Origin of the sequence: Klebsiella sp. 18074, assembly GCF_902705905.1 — a bacterium.
Lineage (GTDB): Bacteria > Pseudomonadota > Gammaproteobacteria > Enterobacterales > Enterobacteriaceae > Klebsiella > Klebsiella terrigena.
Window position 1 is genome coordinate 44009 of the sequence record NZ_CACSIS010000001.1, and the last position, 20238, is coordinate 64246.

Consider the following 20238-nt stretch of genomic DNA (forward strand, 5'->3'; position numbering starts at 1 on the left):
GACTGAAAAGTGTTGCAAACCGCAATCTGCGCGGGTTGTCGCTGGACAGGGAAGGCGGGGATTCATACAATCGACAGCATGACCACTGTAGTGCGCTTATTTTCGTTAAGGCGTCAACGCGTATACGAAACGGACGGTTTCTATCAACGCCTTGCAAGTTCAGGAGAGGTATGACGATGTCATTAGAAGTGTTTGAGAAGTTAGAGTCAAAAGTACAGCAGGCGATTGATACCATCACGCTGTTGCAGATGGAAATCGAAGAGCTGAAAGAAAAGAACAACACGCTGGCGCAGGAAGTTCAGGGCGCGCAGCACAGCCGCGAAGAGCTGGAGCGTGAAAACGGCCAGCTGAGAGAGCAGCAGCAGGGCTGGCAGGATCGTCTGCAGGCGCTGCTGGGCCGCATGGAAGAAGTGTAGCCCTCGCGTCCTCACCCTCTCCTGCTCGGGAGGGGGTTAGCTTTACCTCTTCGTATATTCTCTCAAGTTATAGCCAATCTTTTTTTATTCTTTAATCATTGGTTCGCTTTCTGGCACGCTTAGTTCATCACAACACGACATATAGAGAGCGGTGCGATGAATAAGTGGGGCGTGGGGTTAACTCTGTTGCTGGCATCCGCCAGCGTTCTGGCAAAAGACATTCAGCTATTAAACGTATCTTACGATCCGACGCGCGAGCTGTACGAACAGTACAACAAAGCGTTCAGCGCGCACTGGAAGCAGGAAACCGGCGACAACGTGGTGATTCGTCAGTCCCACGGCGGTTCCGGTAAGCAGGCAACGTCGGTCATTAACGGCATTGAAGCCGATGTCGTCACCCTGGCGCTGGCCTATGACGTCGATGCGATTGCCCAGCGTGGCCGCATTGATAAAAACTGGCTGAAACGCCTGCCGGATAACTCCGCTCCTTATACTTCAACCATCGTGTTCCTCGTGCGCAAAGGCAACCCGAAGCAAATTCATGACTGGAACGACCTGATTAAACCGGGCGTGTCGGTCATTACGCCGAATCCGAAAAGCTCTGGCGGCGCGCGCTGGAACTACCTGGCGGCCTGGGGCTACGCCCTGCACCAGAACCACGGCGACCAGGTGAAAGCCCAGGAGTTCGTGAAGGCGCTGTTTAAAAACGTTGAAGTGCTGGATTCCGGCGCCCGTGGCTCAACGAATACCTTCGTTGAACGTGGGATCGGCGATGTGCTGATTGCCTGGGAAAACGAAGCGCTGCTGGCGGCAAACGAGCTGGGTAAAGACAAGTTTGAAATCGTCACCCCGAGCGAATCGATTCTGGCCGAGCCGACCGTTTCAGTAGTGGATAAGGTGGTCGATAAAAAAGGCACCCGCCAGGTGGCAGAAGCCTACCTGAAGTATCTCTACTCTCCGGAAGGTCAGGAGATCGCGGCGAAGAACTACTATCGCCCACGCGACCCGGCCGTCGCCAGTAAATATGCCAGCGAGTTCCCGAAGCTGAAGCTGTTTACTATCGACCAGGAGTTCGGCGGCTGGACCAAAGCCCAGAAGGAGCACTTCTCTAACGGCGGCACCTTCGACCAGATTAGTCAGCGTTAATCTCTTCCCCTCAACGCCCGGTTAAATAACCGGGCGTTTTCATTTAGTCATCAAATTACGCTACTCTTCCGTTTCTGGCTGAGACAGGAAAACATAATGCGAAGAGTACGATACCTTTTATTGGGGCTGCTGGTGGTGCTTGCGGCGATTGCGGCAGGCGGCTGGTACTGGCTGCACTCCGGCAACCCGGACGCGCTGCGGCACATCGTTTTGCAACAGTGCGTGGTCAATCAGCAGCAGCAGCAAAACCCGTCCCCCTGCGCCGAGGTCAATCTGAAAGGCGGCTACGTCCTGTTTAAAGACCGCAACGGGCCGCTGCAGTATCTGCTGATGCCGACGTACCGGATTAACGGCACCGAGAGCCCGCTCCTGCTCAACCCGCAGACGGCAAACTTCTTCTGGCAGGCCTGGCAAGGCCGGGAAATTATGAGCGAACGCCGCGGCTCGCCGATACCCGATAACGCGGTTGCGCTGACGATTAACTCCCGCAGCGGGCGCACGCAGAACCATCTCCATATTCATATTTCCTGCCTGCGCCAGGACGTTCGCGCCCAGCTGGACCGCGAAGCCTCGGTGATTAGCAGCCGCTGGCTGCCGCTGCCGGGCGGTTTGCTCGGCCATGAATATCTGGCGCGCCGGGTGACCGAAGCGGAACTTGCCCAGCGCAGCCCCTTCCTGATGCTGGCAGAAGAGGTGCCCGAGGCGCGTCAACATATGGGACGCTTCGCGCTGGCGATGGCTGAACAGAGCGACGGCTCGCTGGTGCTGCTGGCCACCGAGCGCAATTTGCTGACCCTCAACCGCGCCTCTGCGGAAGAGATTCAGGACCATAGCTGCGCGATCCTGACCTCCCGGTAGTTTTCTCCCCGCCGGCGCCCCTGCCGGTATCTTATTGATTCTCATCCCGGTTGCCGCCGGGGTGCGGAGCGATACGTAAAATTTATGTGAATTCGATCAAAAGATATAAAGGTATACCTTTATATCTTTTTGCGGATCGTTACACTCTTCTCATAGTCATCTTATTGGATGGCTTATCCATAAAAACGTTTTTATTTCACGTAGTGACATCATCAATTGTTCGACAGATTTGCGCTTTTGAGCGTAAAGGAATTTCAACATGAAACTTTCTATCGTGGAAAAAATCGGCTTCGGTGCAGGGGATATGGCGATAAACGTTGTCATTATTGCTATGCAGCTGCTCCTCGCTTATTTCTATACCGACATCTATGGCCTGAGCGCCGCGGATGTCGGCGTCCTGTTTGTGGTCGTACGGTTGATCGATGCCATTATCGATCCGGCAATGGGGATCCTGACCGATAAGTTCAATACCCGCTGGGGACGCTATCGTCCGTGGCTGCTGTGGTTTGCCGTTCCTTTTGGCTTTGCCGTCTATTTGATGTTTATCACCCCGGATATGGCGTATATGGCCAAGCTGGCGTGGGCCTACGGTACCTATATTCTGATGACGCTGGTCTATACCGCCATCACCATTCCCTACATTTCGATGATTGGTGTGATCACCGATGACCCCGTTGAACGCCTGAGCGCCAACGGCTATCGCTTTGTCATGACCAAGATTGCCGCGTTTTTGGTGACCATTGTGGTGCCGATGCTCGCCGTCTGGCTGGGGCAGGGCAACAAGGCGCTGGGCTACCAGTTTTCGATGGGGCTGATGGGCGCCATGGGCACGCTACTGTTTATCTTTTGCTTCCTCACCACCCGTGAACGCAGCGTCCCGGAAATTACCTCTCTCCCGGTCGGCAAGCAGTTTAAGTATCTGCTGCGTAACGATCAGTGGATTATCCTCGGCGTGGTGATTTTACTCCTGATGTGCGGCTACGTGATCCGCGGCTCGGTCGCCGCCTACTACGCGAAATACTTCCTGAACGGCGGCGATAGCCTGATTTCGCCCTTCCTGACCACCGGCGTGGTCGCCTCGATTCTGGCGATGATCGCCACCACCTGGGTCACCCGCTTCTGGGACAAAATCAAGATGTTCCGCTATACCCAGCTTGTCACCTTTGTCCTCAGCGCGCTGATGTATTTCTTCGTCGGACGTGAAAACCTCGTGCTGGCGTTTGCCTTCTATTTCCTCATCAACTTCTTCTGCGACATGCAAATGCCGGTGTTCTGGTCATCTATCGCCGAGGCGGTGGATTACGGGGAAAAGAAAACCGGACTGCGCGTCTCCGGCCTCGCGTTTGGCGGCATTCTCTTCTTCCAGAAGTTCGGCATGGGGGTGGCGGGTGGCGTGCTGGGCTTCCTGCTGAGCCATTTTGGCTATCAGGCCGACGTTGAGCAGAGCGCCCGTTCGCTTACCGGCATTGCGCTGATGATGACGTTAATCCCGGCGCTGTTCCATCTGGCGGTGGGTCTGCTGATGAAAAAATATCTGATCAATAACCACTACTACCGCGACATTCAGCACCAGCTGGCGCAGCGGCAGGCATAAGGAGGCGCAGATGAACGCGATGAATAAGGTGTGGGTTATCGGCGATGCTTCCGTCGATCTGGTTGCCGAAAAGCAGGACAGCTACCTGAAGTGTCCCGGCGGCGCCTCGGCGAACGTTAGCGTCTGCGTCGCCAGGCTGGGAGGACGGTGCGGCTTTATCGGCTGCCTCGGGGACGATGATGCGGGGCATTTCCTGCGCCTGGTTTTTCAGGATAACGCTGTGGATGTCTCCTTCCTGAGGCACGATGCGGCGCTCACCAGCGCGGTACTGATTGTCAATCTGGCATCCGACGGGGAGCGCAGCTTCACCTATCTGGTGCACCCTGGGGCCGATACCTTCGTGTCGCCGGCGGATCTGCCGGCGTTCCGCCCGCACGAGTGGTTTTACTTCAGCTCGATAGGGCTAACGGACCAGCCGGCGCGGGAGGCGTGCCTGGAAGGGGCTAAAAGAGCGCGTGAGGCCGGCGGCTACGTGCTGTTCGACGTCAATTTACGCAGCAAGATGTGGCGCGATGCCGGCGAAATCCCCGCGCTGATCGCCCGCTCCGCCGCGCTCGCCTCAATCTGCAAGATCTCCGCCGACGAACTCTGCCAGCTGAGCGGCGCCGGCCGCTGGCAGGACGCCCGCTACTACCTGCGCGATCTGGGCTGCGAAACCACCGTTATCTCATTAGGCGCCGAGGGCGCGCTGCTGGTGAGCCCCGAGGGCGAGCAGTGGTTTCCCGCTCCCCGTGTCGAGGTTGTCGATACCACCGGCGCCGGCGACGCTTTTGTCGGCGGCCTGCTCTATACCCTCTCGCAGGCCGAGCGCTGGGACGCCGCGCTGCTGGCCACCGCTATTCGGCAGGCTAACGCCTGCGGCGCGATGGCGGTAACGGCCAAAGGGGCGATGACCGCGCTGCCGTTCCCCGACCAGCTAAACACTTTTCTCTCCAGCCACGCGCTGGAACAAGCCATGACCGTGAAATAAGGAGTCATCATGCACGTTGAGCAAAACAAAATACTGGGATGCCTGGTGGGCGCCGCCGCGGCGGACGCAATGGGCGCGGCGACGGAAGTGCGCACTCAGCAGCAAATAAAGGACTATTTTGGCGGCTGGGTCACCACCTTTCAAAAGCCGCCCGCCGACACCTTTGGCCGCTGCAACGAGGCCGGGATGTGTACCGATGATTTTATCCAGGCGAAGTACATCATGGACGCGCTGCTGCGCCATCGGCGGGAGGTCAGCGACGAGGCGATGCGCGAGGCGTTCCAGCAGTGGCTGGCTTACCCCTACTACGCCAACTTTACCGGCCCCACCACCCGGGCGGCGATGAAGGCGATATTTAACGATAACCGCGCCTCTTTGCAGGGCGAGCTGGAGGGCGAAAAGCAGTCCGTACAGATTATTAATAAGGGCAACGCCGAGGCGACGAACGGTGCGGCAATGAAGATTTGGCCCGCAGCAGTGCTGCATCCCGGCAATCTTGACGCGGCGATTGACTGCGCGCTGCAGATTTGTCGCTTTACGCACAACAACGTGCTGGCGATGTCCGGCGCGGCGGCAATGGCCGCGGCCACCAGCGAGGCGCTAAGGGCGCAGACCGATGCCGACAGCATTATCGCGGCAGGGGTTTACGGCGCGCAGAGGGGCTATCTGCTGGCGGAGGAGCGGGGCGCGATGATGGTCGCCGGGCCGTCCGTTGCCCGGCGCATTGAGCTGGCCGTAGCGATCGGTAAGCGGCATCGCCATTGGGAAACGGCGGTGGTAGAGCTTGCCGACATCATCGGCAGCGGGCTGCACGTCAGCGAAGCCGTACCGGCCGCTTTCGGCCTGTTCGCGTGTTGTCCGAATTCTGCCGTAGATGCTATTATCTCCGGCGTTAATATCGGCAATGATACTGATACCGTCGCCACCATGGTTGGGGCGATCTCCGGCGCATTCCATGGCGTGGACGCTCTTCCCGCCGATTATTTAACGACCGTGGATCGTATGAATCATTTCGATTTGGCAGAACTGGCCAGACAGATCGCAGGGTAGCGAATTCACCCTGCCGGGGACGGTAACGCGTCCCCTGCTGGCGAAGACGTGAGGTGCGTAGTTTGCAGGTTGATAAAACGAGCTTTACCCCGCTTTATAAGCAACTATTTTTTATCATCTGTCAGCGGATCCAGAACGGCTCTTTGCCTTTAGGCAGCCAGCTGCCGACGCAAAAGGAGCTGGCCCGGGAGTATCACGTCTCGCTGATCGTGGTGAAGCAGGCCTGGAGCGAGCTTATCAACGCGGGGATTATCTCCTCGCAGCGCGGGAGCGGTTCGGTGGTTTGCGCCATGCCGGAAGGGGTCAACTACGGCCATACCTTTCGCGGAATTACCCGTGATTTACAGGATGCCAGCGTCGCCGTTGAAAACCGAATCCTCGACATTGCGCCGCGTCGGGCGCGCGACGCCCAGGCCGATGGTCTGAGCCTGCCCGCGCATCAGCACTATCTTTTTATCTCGCGCATTCGTTACCTGAATAATCGCCCGTTTAACCATGAGAAGATTTATCTCGATCTGAGCTTCTTTCCCGGTCTCGAACTCACGGCAGAGGCGTTGGAACACACCTCGCTGTATTCGCTGCTCAACGTCACCAGCGACTCGGCGATTGAAAAAGTGGACGCCATTTTGCCCTCTGCGGAGCTGTGCGAGAAGCTGCAGGTTGCCGCCAACAAGCCGCTGCTTTCCGTGGCGCGTCAGACGTTTCAGGCCGGGCGGGATATCCCCTTCGAATACTGCCGCTATTACGTGCTGTCGGAATATTTCGGCGAAATTCACTACCACTAGCCGCGCGCCCGGTGCAGCGCGATAAACTCCAGGGCCGGCAGCCGGCCGATAACCCCACCATATCGGGCATTTACCTGCCTGGCCCGGCGTCGTATTCTTGCTGAAAAAAACGACAGGAGACAGGTATGTCGCTCTGGCTTTCTCACCCTCTGTTCCTTCCCTCCCTGATTGTCGGCATTACCATCCTGCTGTGGGCGACCTCCCTGCTGCCGGAATTTATTACCGCGCTGCTGTTTTTTGCCGCGGCGATGATGGCAAAAATAGCGCCGCCGGAGGTTATCTTTGGCGGCTTCGCGTCATCGGCGTTCTGGCTGGTGTTCAGCGGCTTTGTCCTCGGTATCGCGATTCGTAAAACCGGCCTGGCGGACAGGGTGGCGCAGGCGCTATCGGCCAGGCTGACGGACTCCTGGCCGCTGATGGTGGGCAGCGTGGTGCTGTTCAGCTATGCCCTGGCCTTCGTTATGCCCTCTAATATGGGGCGCATCGCGCTGCTGATGCCGATCGTCGCGGCGATGGCGAAGCGTGCCGGGATTGAGGACGGCACCCGCGCCTGGTACGGACTGGCGCTGGCGGTCGGCTTCGGCACCTTCCAGCTTTCGGCGACGATCCTACCCGCCAACGTGCCAAATTTAGTGATGAGCGGCGCGGCGGAAGGATCGTACGGTATTCACCTCAACTATCTGCCGTATTTGCTGCTGCACACGCCGGTGCTGGGCTGGCTGAAGGGTGCGGCGCTGGTTGTGCTGATTTGCTGGCTGTTCCCCGGCAGGCCACATCCGCCGCGGGAGCGGACGCCGCTGCCGCCGATGAGCCAGGATGAGAAGCGCCTCTCCTGGCTGCTGGCGGTGGTATTGAGCCTCTGGGTGAGCGAGAGCTGGCACGGGATTGGTCCCGCCTGGACGGGGCTGGCGGCGGCGGTGATTACGCTGCTGCCGCGGGTGGGGTTTATCAACGGGGAAGAGTTCTCCACCGGGGTGAATATTCGCACCTGTATTTACGTCGCCGGGATCCTCGGGCTGGCGATTACCGTCACGCAGACCGGGATTGGCGGCGTGGTTGGCAACGCCCTGCTGCACGTTATGCCGCTCGATAAAGAGAGCCCTTTTACCAGCTTCCTCGCCCTCACCGGGATCACCAGCGCCCTGAACTTTATTATGACCGCCAACGGCGTACCCGCGCTGTACACCACCTTTGCGCAGAGCTTTGCTGACGCCACCGGCTTTCCGCTGCTGAGCGTGATTATGATTCAGGTCCTGGGCTATTCAACGCCGCTGCTGCCGTATCAGGCATCGCCTATCGTGGTGGCGATGGCGCTGGGCAAAGTTCCGGCGCGGTCGGGGATGCTGCTGTGTATTGCGCTGGCGGCGGTCAGCTATCTGCTGCTGCTGCCGTTGAACTACGGGTGGTATCAGCTGCTGGGGAAACTATAAAAAAACCCGGCTAGCGCTACGCTAAGCCGGGCTGCGGATCCGTCTCGCCGGGTGACCGGCGTAGTGAATTACGCTTTTTTCGCTGCTTCTGCTGCTTTAACGATGACCGCGAAAGCGTCAGCTTTCAGCGATGCGCCGCCAACCAGCGCGCCGTCGATATCCGGCTGGGTGAACAGCTCTGCGGCGTTAGATGCATTAACGGAACCGCCGTACTGAATGATGACCTGCTCGGCCACTTTAGCGTCCGCTTTAGCAATGTGGTCACGGATAAATTTGTGCACGGCCTGAGCCTGAGCCGGAGTAGCGGATTTGCCGGTACCGATAGCCCATACTGGCTCATAAGCGATAACCACGCCTTCGAATGCCGCTGCGCCCTGAGTTTTCAGCACGGCATCAATCTGACGTGCGCAAACTTCTTCCGTTTTACCCGCTTCGTTTTCCGCTTCAGTTTCACCGATGCACAGAACCGGGATCAGACCCTGCTCTTTCAGGACGGCGAATTTCTTCGCGATAAATTCGTCAGACTCTTTGTGGTAAGTACGACGCTCAGAGTGGCCGATGATGATGTATTCAGCGCCGACATCTTTCAGCATCTGGGCAGAGGTTTCACCGGTGAATGCGCCGGACTGGTTCAGGTCAACGTTCTGCGCGCCCAGGTGAATATGGCTGCCTTCTGCCGCATGCTTAGCCAGGTCGATATACATTTCCGGCGGAGCGATAGCAACAGCACAGCCGGTCACGCCAGCCAGCTCGGTACGCAGGTTAGCCACCAGCTCGTTTACCATGTGGCGGCTGCCGTTCAGTTTCCAGTTACCCATCACTAAAGGATGTCGCATTTTAATTCTCCACGCTATAAGCGAATTAAGGAATATAGCCGCCCCTGGGGGCAGCATGGTCTGTCAAACAGTATAGAGTTTCGTCGTTGGAAAGGCTTTGCTTTTTGTCATTTATTATTGCTCTCCAGCGTTTCAGATAGCGCTAGCTTAATCGGTTCAATAGCGAAGGTAAGCCCCTTTTCTCCGTTGTCTGCTACTACATAGCGGATGGCGCCTTCGGTTTCGGTGAAGTAGCGTTTCCCTTTGCCCGCGGCGAGCAGTTTTTGCAGCTTTTGCCCGCTTTGCGCCGGGCTTAATATCGGGACGAAGGCGCGCAGAACGGCGCTCATATACTCTTGCGCTTTCGCCTTTGCCGCCTTCTGCTCCGGCCCCTGAACGGGGAGCCAGGTAATCTGCATCGATTTGATTTTGAGCGTGCCGCGCTCCAGGGCGGTGGAGGCGTACAGGTTTTCGTTAATCTTGCTTGCCGCCCGGGTCAGGTTAGCCCGATCGCGGCTGGAGCTAATCGCGTGAAATTCGTTGAGCTGCAGTTTGGGGTTATCGGCGTTGAATTTCTCGCGAAACTCGCTGATAGAGATATCAAATACCGGCGCGCCGGAGAGCAGATAGGGTGCTGCGGAGGAGACTTCTGGCTTGGCGGACAGCGCTTTATGGCCGACAGATAACGCTGTCAGCCCAATCAAACATACGGTTGCCCACTTCTTCATACCCGTCCTTCCTTTTTTTGTCTGCTGACGATTAAAACGGGAACCGTCGCGCTTGTCAAAAAGTCACCGCTTCAGGGTAAACTACGCCAATGATGATGATAAGGAATAAAACATGACCCTACAGCAGTGGATGTTCTCAATTAAAGGGCGTATTGGACGCCGGGATTTCTGGATTTGGATCGTTATCTGGATATTGACCATGAGCGCGCTGTTCACCCTCGCCGGGTCAAATTTGCTGAATCTACAGACCGCGGCCTTTATGCTGGTGTGCCTGCTCTGGCCAACGGCTGCGGTCACCATCAAACGGCTGCACGATCGCGGCAGGTCGGGTCTCTGGGCGCTGCTGATGGTTCTGGCGTGGATGCTGCTGGCCGGGAACTGGGCGGTGCTGCCGGGGGCCTGGCAGTGGGTTGTCGGCCGGTTTGTGCCGACGCTGATTATGGTGATGATGCTGATCGACCTGGGAGCGTTCGTCGGCACCCAGGGCGAAAATAAATTTGGTAAAGAGACGCAGGACGTTCGCTGGAAGGCGGAGTCCTGATCACCAGTAGTGTTCGGCTGTCATATGGCCCGGCCGGCGGCGCAGATGCTTGCTCATCTGCCGGGTCTCCTTCAGCAGCTGCTGGGTATCCCGCACCATCTGCGGGTTGCCGCAGAGCATCACGTGGCTATTGTCAGCGCTCATCGGCAGGCCAACCGCCTCTTCCAGAGCACCGGTTTCGATCAGGAACGGAATACGCCCCGTTAGCATGCCCGGTACGGTTTCCCGACTGACTACCGACTGGATGCGCAGCTTGCCCTTATATCGTTCCTCCAGCGCCTGCATTTGCGGCAGATAGCTAAGATCGGCGGCATAGCGCGCGGCGTGGACCAGCACCAGGTTGTTAAAGCGCTCGAGGTCTCTGCCTTCTTCGAGAATCGACAGGTAGGGGCCAATGGCGGTGCCGGTGGCCAGCATCCACAGGGTGTTGCAATCCGGGAGCTCTTCCAGCACAAAGAAGCCGGCGGCTTCGCTGACGATCTGCACGTCATCGCCCGGCTTCAGCGCTGCCAGCCGCGGGCTGAGTTTACCCTCAGGAACCGTCACCAGGTAGAATTCAAGATCGGGATTGCTCGGGGCGTTAACGTAGGAGTAGGCGCGCTGGACGCGCTCGCCGTCAACGTCGAGGCCCAGTTTGGCAAACTGCCCGGCGGTAAACGGATGAACAGGGGCCCGCACGTGTAAACTAAACAGCGCGTCGGTCCAGAATTCCACTTTTGTTACTTTGCCGCTAACCCAGTCCGCCATGATCTTCTCCCGTTGCGAAGCGTTGCCTTATCTTCGTTGCAGACGACAAAGATTTCCAGCCCAACGGGGCCGGAAAGCTCTATTGATCAAATAATAGCGCCAGCTTCAGCCTGCCGCGCGCGACCGCAGGCCGAACGGCTTACAGGATGTGCAGCTGGATATCCGGATCTTTGCGATCGAGATAGTGAATGGACTGGATGCGGCGAATGGTGCGCGATTTGCCGCGGATCAGCAGCGTCTCGGTGGTGGCCATATTGCCCTTGCGGGTGATGCCGTCCAGCAGGTCGCCTTTGGTGATCCCGGTGGCGGAAAAGACCACGTTATCGCTGCGCGCCATCTCGTCGAGGCGCAGCACGATACCGGCCTCAATGCCCATCTCTTTACAGCGCGCCAGCTCGTTCTCGCCGATACGGCGGTTCTCTTCGCTGTCGCCCTTGACATGGTGGCGGGCCAGCAGGCGGCCCTGCATATCGCCGTCCAGCGCCCGGATAACCGCGGCGGAAACCACGCCTTCCGGGGCGCCGCCGATACCGTACAGGACGTCAACTTCGCTATCCGGCATGCAGGTCAGAATAGAGGCCGCCACGTCGCCGTCTGGGATGGCGAAGACGCGCACGCCCAGCTGCTGCAGCTCGGCAATCACCGCGTCATGGCGCGGCTTGGCGAGTACGGTCACCGTCAGCTCGCTGAGCGGCTTATTCAGCGCGCTTGCCACGTTATGCAGGTTTTCGGCCAGCGGCAGATTGAGGTCAATCGCCCCTTTTGCCCCCGGACCGACAATCAGCTTTTCCATATACATGTCCGGCGCGTTCAGGAAGCAACCCTTGTCGCCAACCGCCATGACGGCCAGCGCGTTCGCCTGGCCCATCGCCGTCATCCGCGTGCCCTCGATCGGGTCGACGGCGATATCCACCGCGTCGCCGCTGCCGGTGCCAACCTTCTCGCCGATGTAGAGCATCGGCGCTTCATCGATTTCACCTTCGCCGATGACGATAGTGCCGTCGATATTAATCAGGTTGAGCATAATACGCATGGCGTTAACCGCGGCGCCGTCGGCGGTGTTTTTATCACCGCGGCCCAGCCACTTATAGCCCGCCAGCGCGGCGGCTTCGGTAACACGCGAAAATTCGATGGCCAGTTCTCGTTTCATAATTCACTCGTTCTGAAGGAAAATTGCGCGCGGCGCCCTCTGCTCCTGCGGGAGCAGAGGCGTCAGGCGTTGGAATAGCGTTCGGTTTCCGGCATCCAGCGCTCGATAAGCGCCTGAGCCTGCTGCGGGTAACGTTGATGAATATGGCGGGCAATGCGCTGAACGTCGGGGATCATTGCCTTATCGCGGAGTAAATCCGCGACCTTAAATTCGGCGGTGCCGGTCTGCCGGGTGCCGAGTAGCTCGCCCGGGCCGCGGATCTCAAGGTCCTTTTGCGCGATGACGAAACCGTCGTTGCTATCGCGCAGGACCTGCAGGCGCAGCTGGGCGGTTTTCGACAACGGCGACTTATAGAGCAGCACGCAGTGGGAGGCCACCGCGCCACGCCCGACGCGGCCCCTGAGCTGGTGCAGCTGCGCCAGCCCCAGACGTTCCGGGTTTTCGATAATCATCAGGCTGGCGTTAGGCACGTCCACCCCGACCTCGATAACCGTGGTGGCGATAAGCAGATGCAGCTCGCCCTGCTTAAAGGCCTGCATGACCGCCTGTTTCTCTGCCGGCTTCATCCGGCCGTGCACCAGGCCTATATTGAGCTCCGGCAGCGCCAGCTTCAGCTCTTCCCAGGTGGCTTCCGCCGCCTGGGCTTCCAGCAGGTCCGACTCTTCAATCAGCGTACAGACCCAGTAGGCCTGACGCCCTTCCTGGGTACAGGCGTGGCGCACGCGGTCGATAATATCGCTGCGGCGGGTGTCCGGGATGGCCACCGTGGTGACCGGCGTACGGCCCGGCGGCAGCTCGTCGATTGTCGAGGTGTCGAGGTCGGCGTAGGCGGTCATCGCCAGGGTGCGCGGAATGGGGGTGGCGGTCATGATCAGCTGGTGCGGATGGAAGCCCTGCTGCTGGCCCTTTTCCCACAGCGCGAGGCGCTGATGCACCCCGAAGCGGTGCTGTTCATCGATAATAACCAGCGCCAGGCCGCTAAACTGGACCTGCTCCTGAAAAATGGCGTGGGTGCCGACAATCATCTGCACCTGACCGCTGGCGATGGCATCCTGCTGCGCCTGACGCGCCTTGCCTTTTTGTTTGCCAGCCAGCCAGCCGACCTCAACGCCCAGCGGTGCAAACCAGCTGCGGAAGTTGGCAGCGTGCTGTTCCGCCAGCAGCTCCGTCGGCGCCATCAGTGCCACCTGCCTGCCGTGGGAGATGGCCCGCAGCGCCGCGAGGGCGGCAACCAGCGTTTTGCCAGAGCCGACGTCACCCTGTACCAGGCGCATCATCGGCACATCGAGCGCCATATCACGCTCGATCTCGGCGGTCACCCGCTCCTGGGCGCCGGTCGGTTTAAAGGGCAGGGAAGCCAATAGCTTGTTTTTTAGGGCATCGTTGGCGCTGAGCGGCAGGGCGTGAAAGCGCTGGGCGCCGGCGCGAACCGCCAGCATGCTCAGGTTATGCGCCAGCAGCTCTTCCAGAATTAAGCGCTGCTGGGCCGGGTGCTTACCGGTTTCCAGCTCGCTGAGCTGGAGCGACGGCGGTGGGCGGTGCAGGGTGCGCAGCGCCTCCGGGAGACTCATCATTCCTTGCGCCAGCTCGGGCGGCAGCAGCTCGGCGATAGCGCAGGTCTCAAGGAGCTCCAGCGCCTGGTCGGTTAGCTTACGCAGCGTGGCCTGTTTGATACCTTCGGTAGTGGGGTAGACCGGAGTAAGGGTCTCCTGCAGGTCGGGGGTGCTCATATCGCCCTGCACGCGGTATTCCGGATGGATCATCTCTGCGCCGTATTTGCCGCGCTTCGCTTCGCCGTAGGCCAGCACCCGGCGACCGGCGGCAAGGCTGTTTTTCATCGCGGCGTTGAAGTTAAAGAAGCGCATGGTGAGAATACCCGAGCCATCGCTTATCTGGCAGGTCATCATCCGGCGGCCGCCGAAGGTGATGTTGCTGTTGAGCACTTCGCCTTCAACGGTGGCGTAGACTCCCGGCAGCAGGTCACCGATTTGATAGAGCTGGGTGCGGTCTTCGTAGCGTAGCGGCAGATGCAGCAGCAGATCCTGCACGGTGTGCAGGCCGATTTTCGCCAGCTTGCTGCTCTGCGCTGCGCCAACGCCGGTTAACGTGTTGAGCGGGACAGCATCCAGCAGACGGCTTTGCATCGGTTTACCTCGCTGCCTGCATCGTGGCCCACCACGCGGCGTCGGCTACAACTTCGCCCTGGCCGTTGACGTGGGGATAGGGAAGGCCTTTTTGTTTTGCCACCCTTGCCAGCACCGGGTAGCCGCCTTCAAACAGCAGGCGCTGCTGCTCTTCTTCCGGCAGCATGCTGTTTTCGCGTTTATACATGCCCGCGTTTTGCCGCTGGCGCTGCGCTTCATAGAGAATCAGGGCGGAGGCGACGGAGACGTTGAGCGACTGCACCATGCCTGTCATCGGAATCACGATCTCCTGGTCCGCCAGCGCTAAGGCTTCCGCGGTGATGCCGGTTTTTTCCTGGCCCATCAGGATACAGGTGGGCCGGGTGTAGTCGATTTCACGAAAGTCGACGGCTTTGTCAGAAAGATGGGTGGCGAGGATTTGCATGCCCTGGTCCTTTAGGTGACCGACGGCGTCACCAATGGTAGGGTGCGTTTTGACCTGTACCCAACTGTTGCTGCCCGCGGCGGCGGCGACCATGGTGTGCATGCGGCTGCTGGGCCAGATAGCGTGCACTTCGTGCACGCCAACGGCATCTGCGGTACGAATCACCGCAGAGACGTTATGAGGTTTGTGGACCTGCTCCATGCAGACCGTCAGGTCAGGCTGACGCCTGGCGAGCATCTCACAAATACGCGCATAACGCTTTGAATTCATTACACTTAATCCTTCAAATTGCCTCGGCATGAGCCGCAGGCTTCCCGGCTTACAGCCTCGCCTTTCGGGACCAGCGCAACGCTGTGCAAAACGCTGGCGCGTTTTGCGACCTGGCCCGAATGATTTTGTGTATAAGGCTAGTTTCGGTTACGGGTGACTTTTATCACGTCCGGCATCACGCGAATTTTGCGCATGATATTCGCCAGATGCACGCGATCCCGCGCGGTAAGGCGAATAAAGGCGCTGTACACGCGGCCATCCTTTTCTTCCGTATTCAGGCTTTGAATATTGGAAGCGGCGGTATTGATCGCGGCCGTGAGGTTCGCCAGCGCGCCCTGGTGGTTAAACATATCCACCTTAATTTCGGTGATAAATTCCTGGGCGGTCTCTTTATCCCACTCGACGGCCATAAACTTCTCGGGCTCTTTCTGGTAGCCGCGAATGTTACGACAGGACTCGTGGTGAATGACCAGCCCTTTGCCGGGGCTGACGTGCGCGATAATTGGGTCACCGGGAATCGGGCGACAGCACTTGGCGAAGGTAATCAGCACGCCGTCGGCGCCTTTAATCGGCAGATGTCCGTGGCCTGACGACGATGAGCTTTGCGCCGGCGCGGAGACGGTCTCTCCCTGCTGCAGGTTTCTGGCAACCACCACGCTCATCGCGTTGCCGAGGCCGATTTCTGCCAGCAGATCGTCCAGCGTCGCCAGCTTCATGCGCTCAAGCTCGCGCTGAACATTCTCTGGCGGGATTTCTGCCAGCTTGCGGCTGCCGCCGAGGGCGTGGTTGAGCAGCCGACGGCCGAGGCTGACGGAGTCATCGCGCTTGAGGTTTTTCAACAGCTGGCGGATCTTCGCGCGCGCTTTTGAGCTGACGACAAAGTTCAGCCAGGCGGCGTTCGGACGCGCGCCCGGTGCGGTAATGATTTCTACCGTCTGGCCGCTGGAGAGCGGCTGCGACAGCGGATAGGGCTGGCGGTCAACGCGCGCGCCAACGCAGGCGTGGCCGATATCCGTATGCACCGCGTAGGCAAAGTCCACCGGCGTCGCACCGGCGGGAAGTTCGACAATGCGTCCTTCCGGGGTGAAAACGTAAATCTCATCCGGGAACAGATCGGATTTGACGCTCTCGATAAATTCAAACGAGCTGCCTGCGCTCTGCTGCAGTTCCAGCAGGCTCTGCATCCAGCGCTGGGCGCGGATCTGCGCGGTGGTGCTGCTCTCGCCGCCGTGCTCTTTATAGGCCCAGTGCGCCGCAACCCCCATTTCCGCCATCTGGTCCATGTCTTCGGTACGAATCTGTACCTCAACCGGGACGCCGTGCGGGCCGATCATCGAGGTGTGCAAAGATTGATAGCCGTTCGCTTTCGGAATGGCGATGTAGTCTTTCATGCGTCCTGGACGCGGCTTGTAGAGGCTGTGCATCTGGCCAAGCACGCGGTAGCAGGTGTCGGCATCGTGGACAATCACGCGGAAGGCGTAGATATCCATGATCGAGTGAAAACGCTGCTCTTTGAGCACCATTTTGCAGTAGATGGAGTACAAATGCTTCTCGCGACCGCTGACGCGACAGGGGATCCCCGCTTCCTGTAAGCGTCCTTCGATTTCGGAGAGGATCTTTTGGATCATCTCTTTACGATTGCCGCGCGCCGCTTTAACGACTTCTTTAATGACGCGATACCGATTGGGATACAGCGCTTCAAAGCCCAGCTCTTCGAGCTCGGTTTTAATGTGGTGAATACCTAAACGGTGGGCCAGCGGGCTGTAGATTTCCAGCGTTTCGCGGGCGATGCGGCGGCGTTTATCCGGGCGTAGCGAGCCCAGGGTGCGCATGTTGTGGGTGCGGTCGGCAAGCTTGATGAGGATGACGCGGATATCCTGCACCATCGCCATAATCATCTTGCGAAAGTTTTCGGCCTGCGCCTCTTTCTTATCGCGGAACTTGAGCTTATCAAGTTTTGATACCCCCTCTACCAGCTCGGCAACGCTTTTACCAAAGAGCTGCTCCATGTCCTGGTAGGTGGCGGGGGTATCTTCAATCACGTCATGCAGCAGGGCGGCCATCAGCGTTTCGTGGTCGAGTTTCATCTCGGCCAGAATACAGGCTACCGCTACCGGGTGCGTGATATAGGGTTCACCACTTGAACGTGTCTGGCCCTCGTGAGCGTCACGTGCAACGAGATACGCCTGCCGAAGACGCTTGATTTGCTCTTCCGGCAGGTAGTTTTGAATCAGCTGATTCAGGCTTTCAAACAGATACAAGGGCGACCCGCTGCGTTATTAACGACGACCTTCAGCAATAGCGGTAACTGCTTGTAATTCAGCGGCTTCCTGCTCTTGCTGTTCTTGACGATCGCGCACGTCGAGGATCTGGTTGTTGATCAGACCTTCTTCGATTTCGCGCAGTGCGATAACGGTAGTTTTATCGTTTTCTTCCGCTACCAGCGGATCTTTTCCGCCAACCTGCATCTGACGAGCGCGACGCGCGGCGACCAGTACCAGGTCAAAACGGTTACCAATTTTCTCTACAGCGTCCTGAACAGTTACGCGTGCCATACTTAAAATGCTCCACAGATGAAGAAATGACTGGGCATGATACTGAATGTGGGTTCAGTCTGCCAACAGTTTGGTGATTAAAGCGCCATGTCGCTGCTTTTGGCGGCTCATGCGCAGACGTTCGGCGCGGATGATGTTTTTCAGATCGCCCAGGGCGGTATCAAAATCATCATTCACAATAAGGTAATCATATTCCGCGTAATGGCTCATTTCTGCAACAGCCTGCGCCATACGTTTTGCGATCACCTCTTCACTGTCCTGGCCGCGGCCACGCAGGCGACGGTCAAGCTCATCTTTGGACGGCGGCAGAACAAAAATGCTGCGCGCGCCCGGCATTTTATGACGGATTTGCTGAGCGCCCTGCCAGTCGATATCGAGGAAGACATCAACGCCGGTTGCCAGTACCTGCTCGATCGTTTCGCGCGAGGTGCCGTAATAGTTGCCAAAAACTTCCGCATGCTCAAGAAATGCGTCTTTACCAATCATCGTTCTGAAATCGTCGTGATTAACAAAGAAATAGTGTTCACCGTGCACTTCGCCAGGACGCGGCGCGCGCGTGGTATGCGAAACAGAGACCTGAGAGTCGTACAGCGGTTGGGTTTTTAATAAAGCCTGAATCAGGCTGGATTTACCCGCGCCACTTGGGGCGGAAACAATATAAAGCGTGCCTTGAGCCATGAGAGTCTTTTGTATGTGATGGTCGAAAGAGAAACTACATACGAGCCTATTATACACGCCGCCGCGCTGTGACGTAGTCCCTGTCACACTTTTTCCCTCTGTTTCTTTCATTTTGCCTGCCGTTTCCCTGATTTCTCTGTGAGTTGCCGCAATCAACTACAAACCCTGGAAGCCGGCTCGCAGCGCGGAAAAGCCCTTATCGCCGGTGACGCCCCAGCGGCGGCAGAATGCCGGTGGGCAAAAAGGAGGGAACACAGTGCGAAAATGGCTTTGGGCGATAGGCATATGGATAACGGCGGGATACGGCCAGTCGGCCTGCCCAGCGTGGACGCAGGCGCAGGCTGAACATGAGGTCAGCCGCCTGAATCAGCAGGTTGCCGGGTGGAAAAACGACTACTGGCAGCGTGGCAGCAGCGAAGTCGCTGATGACGTCTACGATCGGCTTTTCGCCCGATTAGTCGAGTGGCGGCGCTGTTTTGCCATCAAAACGCCGGTCATCGATGATTTACCGCCGCCCCGGGGCGAGATGCGGCATCCAGTTGCCCACACCGGTGTGCGTAAGCTGGCGGAAAAAGCCGACGTGGCGCGCTGGATGCGGGGCAAAACCGATCTGTGGGTGCAGCCAAAGGTGGATGGCGTTGCGGTGACGCTGGTTTACCGCCGCGGGCGGCTGGTGCAGGCAATCAGCCGAGGGGATGGGCGAGCCGGTGAAGACTGGACGGCAAAAGTGCGGCAGATTTCCGGCGTGCCGAGAATGACGAAGGGCGCGCTGGCAAACAGCGTGCTGCAGGGGGAGCTTTTTCTGCACCGCGCCGGACATATCCAGAAGCGGATGGGGGGAGTGAACGCCCGGGCGACGGTCGCTGGCGCCATGATGCGGCGGGATATGTCGACATCGTTAGCGGATCTGGGCGTCTTTATCTGGGCATGGCCGGATGGGCCCGAGGAGATGCGTCAACGGCAGGCTCTGCTACAGCAGGCCGGGTTTAGCGAGAGCAGCGGCTTTTCTCAACCAGTGGTGGACGTGGAGGAGGTTGCGAGCTGGCGTGAACGTTGGTTAACGTCAGCGCTACCTTTTGCTACCGATGGCGTTGTCGTACGCCTTGGGAAGGAGCCTGCCGGGCGCTTCTGGTCGCCGGGGCAGGGGGATTGGGTCGCTGCGTGGAAGTATCCTCCGGCCATCCGCATCATGGAGGTGCGCGACCTTCGCTTTTACGTCGGGCGTAGCGGGAAAATTGCGGTGGTGGCAGGGCTCGAACCGCAGCAGCTGGACGATAAGCAGGTTAAGCGCGTGAGCGTAGGGTCGGTGGCCCGCTGGCAAAGCCTGGATATTGCGATTGGCGATCAGCTACAAATCAGCCTGGCGGGACAGGGGATCCCGCGGATAGATAGCGTAGTGTGGCGAACGGCCCAGCGCCGCAAGCCTCAACCGCCTCCGGCGCATTTTAACGCGCTGACCTGCTATTTTTTCTCCCCCGAGTGCGCCGGGCAGTTTCTTGCAAGGCTGGTCTGGCTGTCGTCAAAGCCCGTACTGGACCTCGGCAGCGTCGGTGAGTCCGCGTGGCGCGCCGTCCATCACTCTCATCGTATGGAGCATCTTTTTTCGTGGCTGGCGTTTACCCCTCAGCAGCTGCAGTCAGTCCCGGGGATCTCTGCGCTACGCGGTCAGCGGCTCTGGCACCAGTTTAACCTTGCCCGCCAGCAGCCCTTTCTGCGCTGGGTGCAGGCTCTGGGAGTGCCGGTGCCGCAGGCGGCGATGGCGGGCCTGGCCGGAGAGGGCTGGTCGCAGCTGCTGGCGCGCAGCGAAGATCAGTGGCGGCGCCTGCCGGGAGTTGGGGATGAAAAAGCGCGTCAGCTGGTGGCCTTTCTGCGGCATCCGGACGTTGCCGCGCTGGCGCAGTGGCTCAGCGGGCAGGGCATCTCTGGGTTTTAGCCCG

The 20238-nt window shown here is 58.8% G+C and carries 19 protein-coding genes; 10 read left to right on the forward strand and 9 right to left on the reverse strand.

Annotated elements, in window-relative coordinates; all coding sequences use genetic code 11:
- The first annotated feature begins 170 nt into the window (after nucleotides 1-170).
- The 8 genes from zapB to GVK32_RS00250 all read left to right on the forward strand — a co-directional run bounded on the left by zapB (nucleotide 171) and on the right by GVK32_RS00250 (nucleotide 8249).
- Nucleotides 171-416, forward strand: coding sequence for a septal ring assembly protein ZapB (zapB, locus tag GVK32_RS00215; protein WP_095102595.1), 246 nt, complete (start codon nucleotides 171-173; stop codon nucleotides 414-416).
- 156 nt (nucleotides 417-572) lie between these two features.
- Complete coding sequence (locus GVK32_RS00220) at nucleotides 573-1562, forward strand: sulfate ABC transporter substrate-binding protein (RefSeq protein WP_159863996.1); 990 nt, start codon at nucleotides 573-575, stop codon at nucleotides 1560-1562.
- A gap of 96 nt (nucleotides 1563-1658) precedes the next feature.
- Nucleotides 1659-2420: a CDP-diacylglycerol diphosphatase gene (locus GVK32_RS00225; protein ID WP_159863999.1), complete on the forward strand. Its 762-nt coding sequence runs from the start codon at nucleotides 1659-1661 to the stop codon at nucleotides 2418-2420.
- A gap of 259 nt (nucleotides 2421-2679) precedes the next feature.
- Nucleotides 2680-4014 carry an MFS transporter gene (locus GVK32_RS00230; RefSeq protein ID WP_159864002.1) on the forward strand — a complete coding sequence of 445 codons (1335 nt, stop codon included), beginning with the start codon at nucleotides 2680-2682 and terminating at the stop codon, nucleotides 4012-4014.
- 10 nt (nucleotides 4015-4024) lie between these two features.
- Nucleotides 4025-4984, forward strand: coding sequence for an aminoimidazole riboside kinase (locus GVK32_RS00235; protein ID WP_159864005.1), 960 nt, complete (start codon nucleotides 4025-4027; stop codon nucleotides 4982-4984).
- A 9-nt stretch (nucleotides 4985-4993) separates the two neighbouring features.
- Nucleotides 4994-6034, forward strand: a complete 1041-nt coding sequence (locus GVK32_RS00240) for an ADP-ribosylglycohydrolase family protein (RefSeq protein WP_041143245.1) — start codon at nucleotides 4994-4996, stop codon at nucleotides 6032-6034.
- Nucleotides 6035-6096: 62 nt separating this feature from the next.
- A complete protein-coding gene (locus GVK32_RS00245; RefSeq protein ID WP_132512554.1) occupies nucleotides 6097-6819 on the forward strand; it encodes a GntR family transcriptional regulator in 723 nt (240 codons plus the stop codon).
- Between the two features lie 125 nt (nucleotides 6820-6944).
- Nucleotides 6945-8249, forward strand: a complete 1305-nt coding sequence (locus GVK32_RS00250; protein ID WP_159864008.1) for an SLC13 family permease — start codon at nucleotides 6945-6947, stop codon at nucleotides 8247-8249.
- A 68-nt stretch (nucleotides 8250-8317) separates the two neighbouring features.
- On the opposite strand, the gene tpiA is transcribed toward GVK32_RS00250, so the two are convergent.
- Both tpiA and GVK32_RS00260 read right to left on the reverse strand, forming a co-directional pair.
- Nucleotides 8318-9085 carry a triose-phosphate isomerase gene (gene tpiA / locus GVK32_RS00255; RefSeq protein WP_041143242.1) on the reverse strand — a complete coding sequence of 256 codons (768 nt, stop codon included), beginning with the start codon at nucleotides 9083-9085 and terminating at the stop codon, nucleotides 8318-8320.
- 107 nt (nucleotides 9086-9192) lie between these two features.
- The gene (locus GVK32_RS00260; RefSeq protein ID WP_159864011.1) at nucleotides 9193-9792 is read right to left on the reverse strand and encodes a DUF1454 family protein; all 600 of its coding nucleotides are present in this window, start codon (nucleotides 9790-9792) and stop codon (nucleotides 9193-9195) included.
- A 112-nt stretch (nucleotides 9793-9904) separates the two neighbouring features.
- On the opposite strand from GVK32_RS00260, the gene GVK32_RS00265 reads away from it, so the two are divergent.
- Nucleotides 9905-10333, forward strand: coding sequence for a DUF805 domain-containing protein (locus tag GVK32_RS00265; RefSeq protein WP_159864014.1), 429 nt, complete (start codon nucleotides 9905-9907; stop codon nucleotides 10331-10333).
- Here the strand turns inward: GVK32_RS00265 and fpr are convergent, their stop codons facing one another.
- The 7 genes from fpr to gmk all read right to left on the reverse strand — a co-directional run bounded on the left by fpr (nucleotide 10334) and on the right by gmk (nucleotide 18301).
- The gene (fpr, locus tag GVK32_RS00270) at nucleotides 10334-11080 is read right to left on the reverse strand and encodes a ferredoxin--NADP(+) reductase (protein ID WP_159864017.1); all 747 of its coding nucleotides are present in this window, start codon (nucleotides 11078-11080) and stop codon (nucleotides 10334-10336) included.
- Between the two features lie 139 nt (nucleotides 11081-11219).
- On the reverse strand, nucleotides 11220-12230 hold the full coding sequence (gene glpX / locus GVK32_RS00275) for a class II fructose-bisphosphatase (protein ID WP_041143238.1): 1011 nt from the start codon (nucleotides 12228-12230) through the stop codon (nucleotides 11220-11222).
- Between the two features lie 62 nt (nucleotides 12231-12292).
- Entirely contained in the window at nucleotides 12293-14374 is a 2082-nt protein-coding gene (recG, locus tag GVK32_RS00280; RefSeq protein ID WP_159864020.1) for an ATP-dependent DNA helicase RecG, read from the reverse strand.
- 4 nt (nucleotides 14375-14378) lie between these two features.
- Nucleotides 14379-15068, reverse strand: a complete 690-nt coding sequence (gene trmH / locus GVK32_RS00285; protein WP_159864023.1) for a tRNA (guanosine(18)-2'-O)-methyltransferase TrmH — start codon at nucleotides 15066-15068, stop codon at nucleotides 14379-14381.
- A 137-nt stretch (nucleotides 15069-15205) separates the two neighbouring features.
- Nucleotides 15206-17329, reverse strand: coding sequence for a bifunctional GTP diphosphokinase/guanosine-3',5'-bis pyrophosphate 3'-pyrophosphohydrolase (spoT, locus tag GVK32_RS00290; protein WP_041143235.1), 2124 nt, complete (start codon nucleotides 17327-17329; stop codon nucleotides 15206-15208).
- A gap of 18 nt (nucleotides 17330-17347) precedes the next feature.
- Entirely contained in the window at nucleotides 17348-17623 is a 276-nt protein-coding gene (gene rpoZ / locus GVK32_RS00295; RefSeq protein ID WP_006817787.1) for a DNA-directed RNA polymerase subunit omega, read from the reverse strand.
- 54 nt (nucleotides 17624-17677) lie between these two features.
- Complete coding sequence (gene gmk, locus GVK32_RS00300; protein ID WP_159864507.1) at nucleotides 17678-18301, reverse strand: guanylate kinase; 624 nt, start codon at nucleotides 18299-18301, stop codon at nucleotides 17678-17680.
- Nucleotides 18302-18557: 256 nt separating this feature from the next.
- Between gmk and ligB the strand changes: the two genes are divergently transcribed.
- Complete coding sequence (gene ligB / locus GVK32_RS00305; RefSeq protein ID WP_159864026.1) at nucleotides 18558-20234, forward strand: NAD-dependent DNA ligase LigB; 1677 nt, start codon at nucleotides 18558-18560, stop codon at nucleotides 20232-20234.
- The last annotated feature ends 4 nt before the right edge of the window (nucleotides 20235-20238 follow it).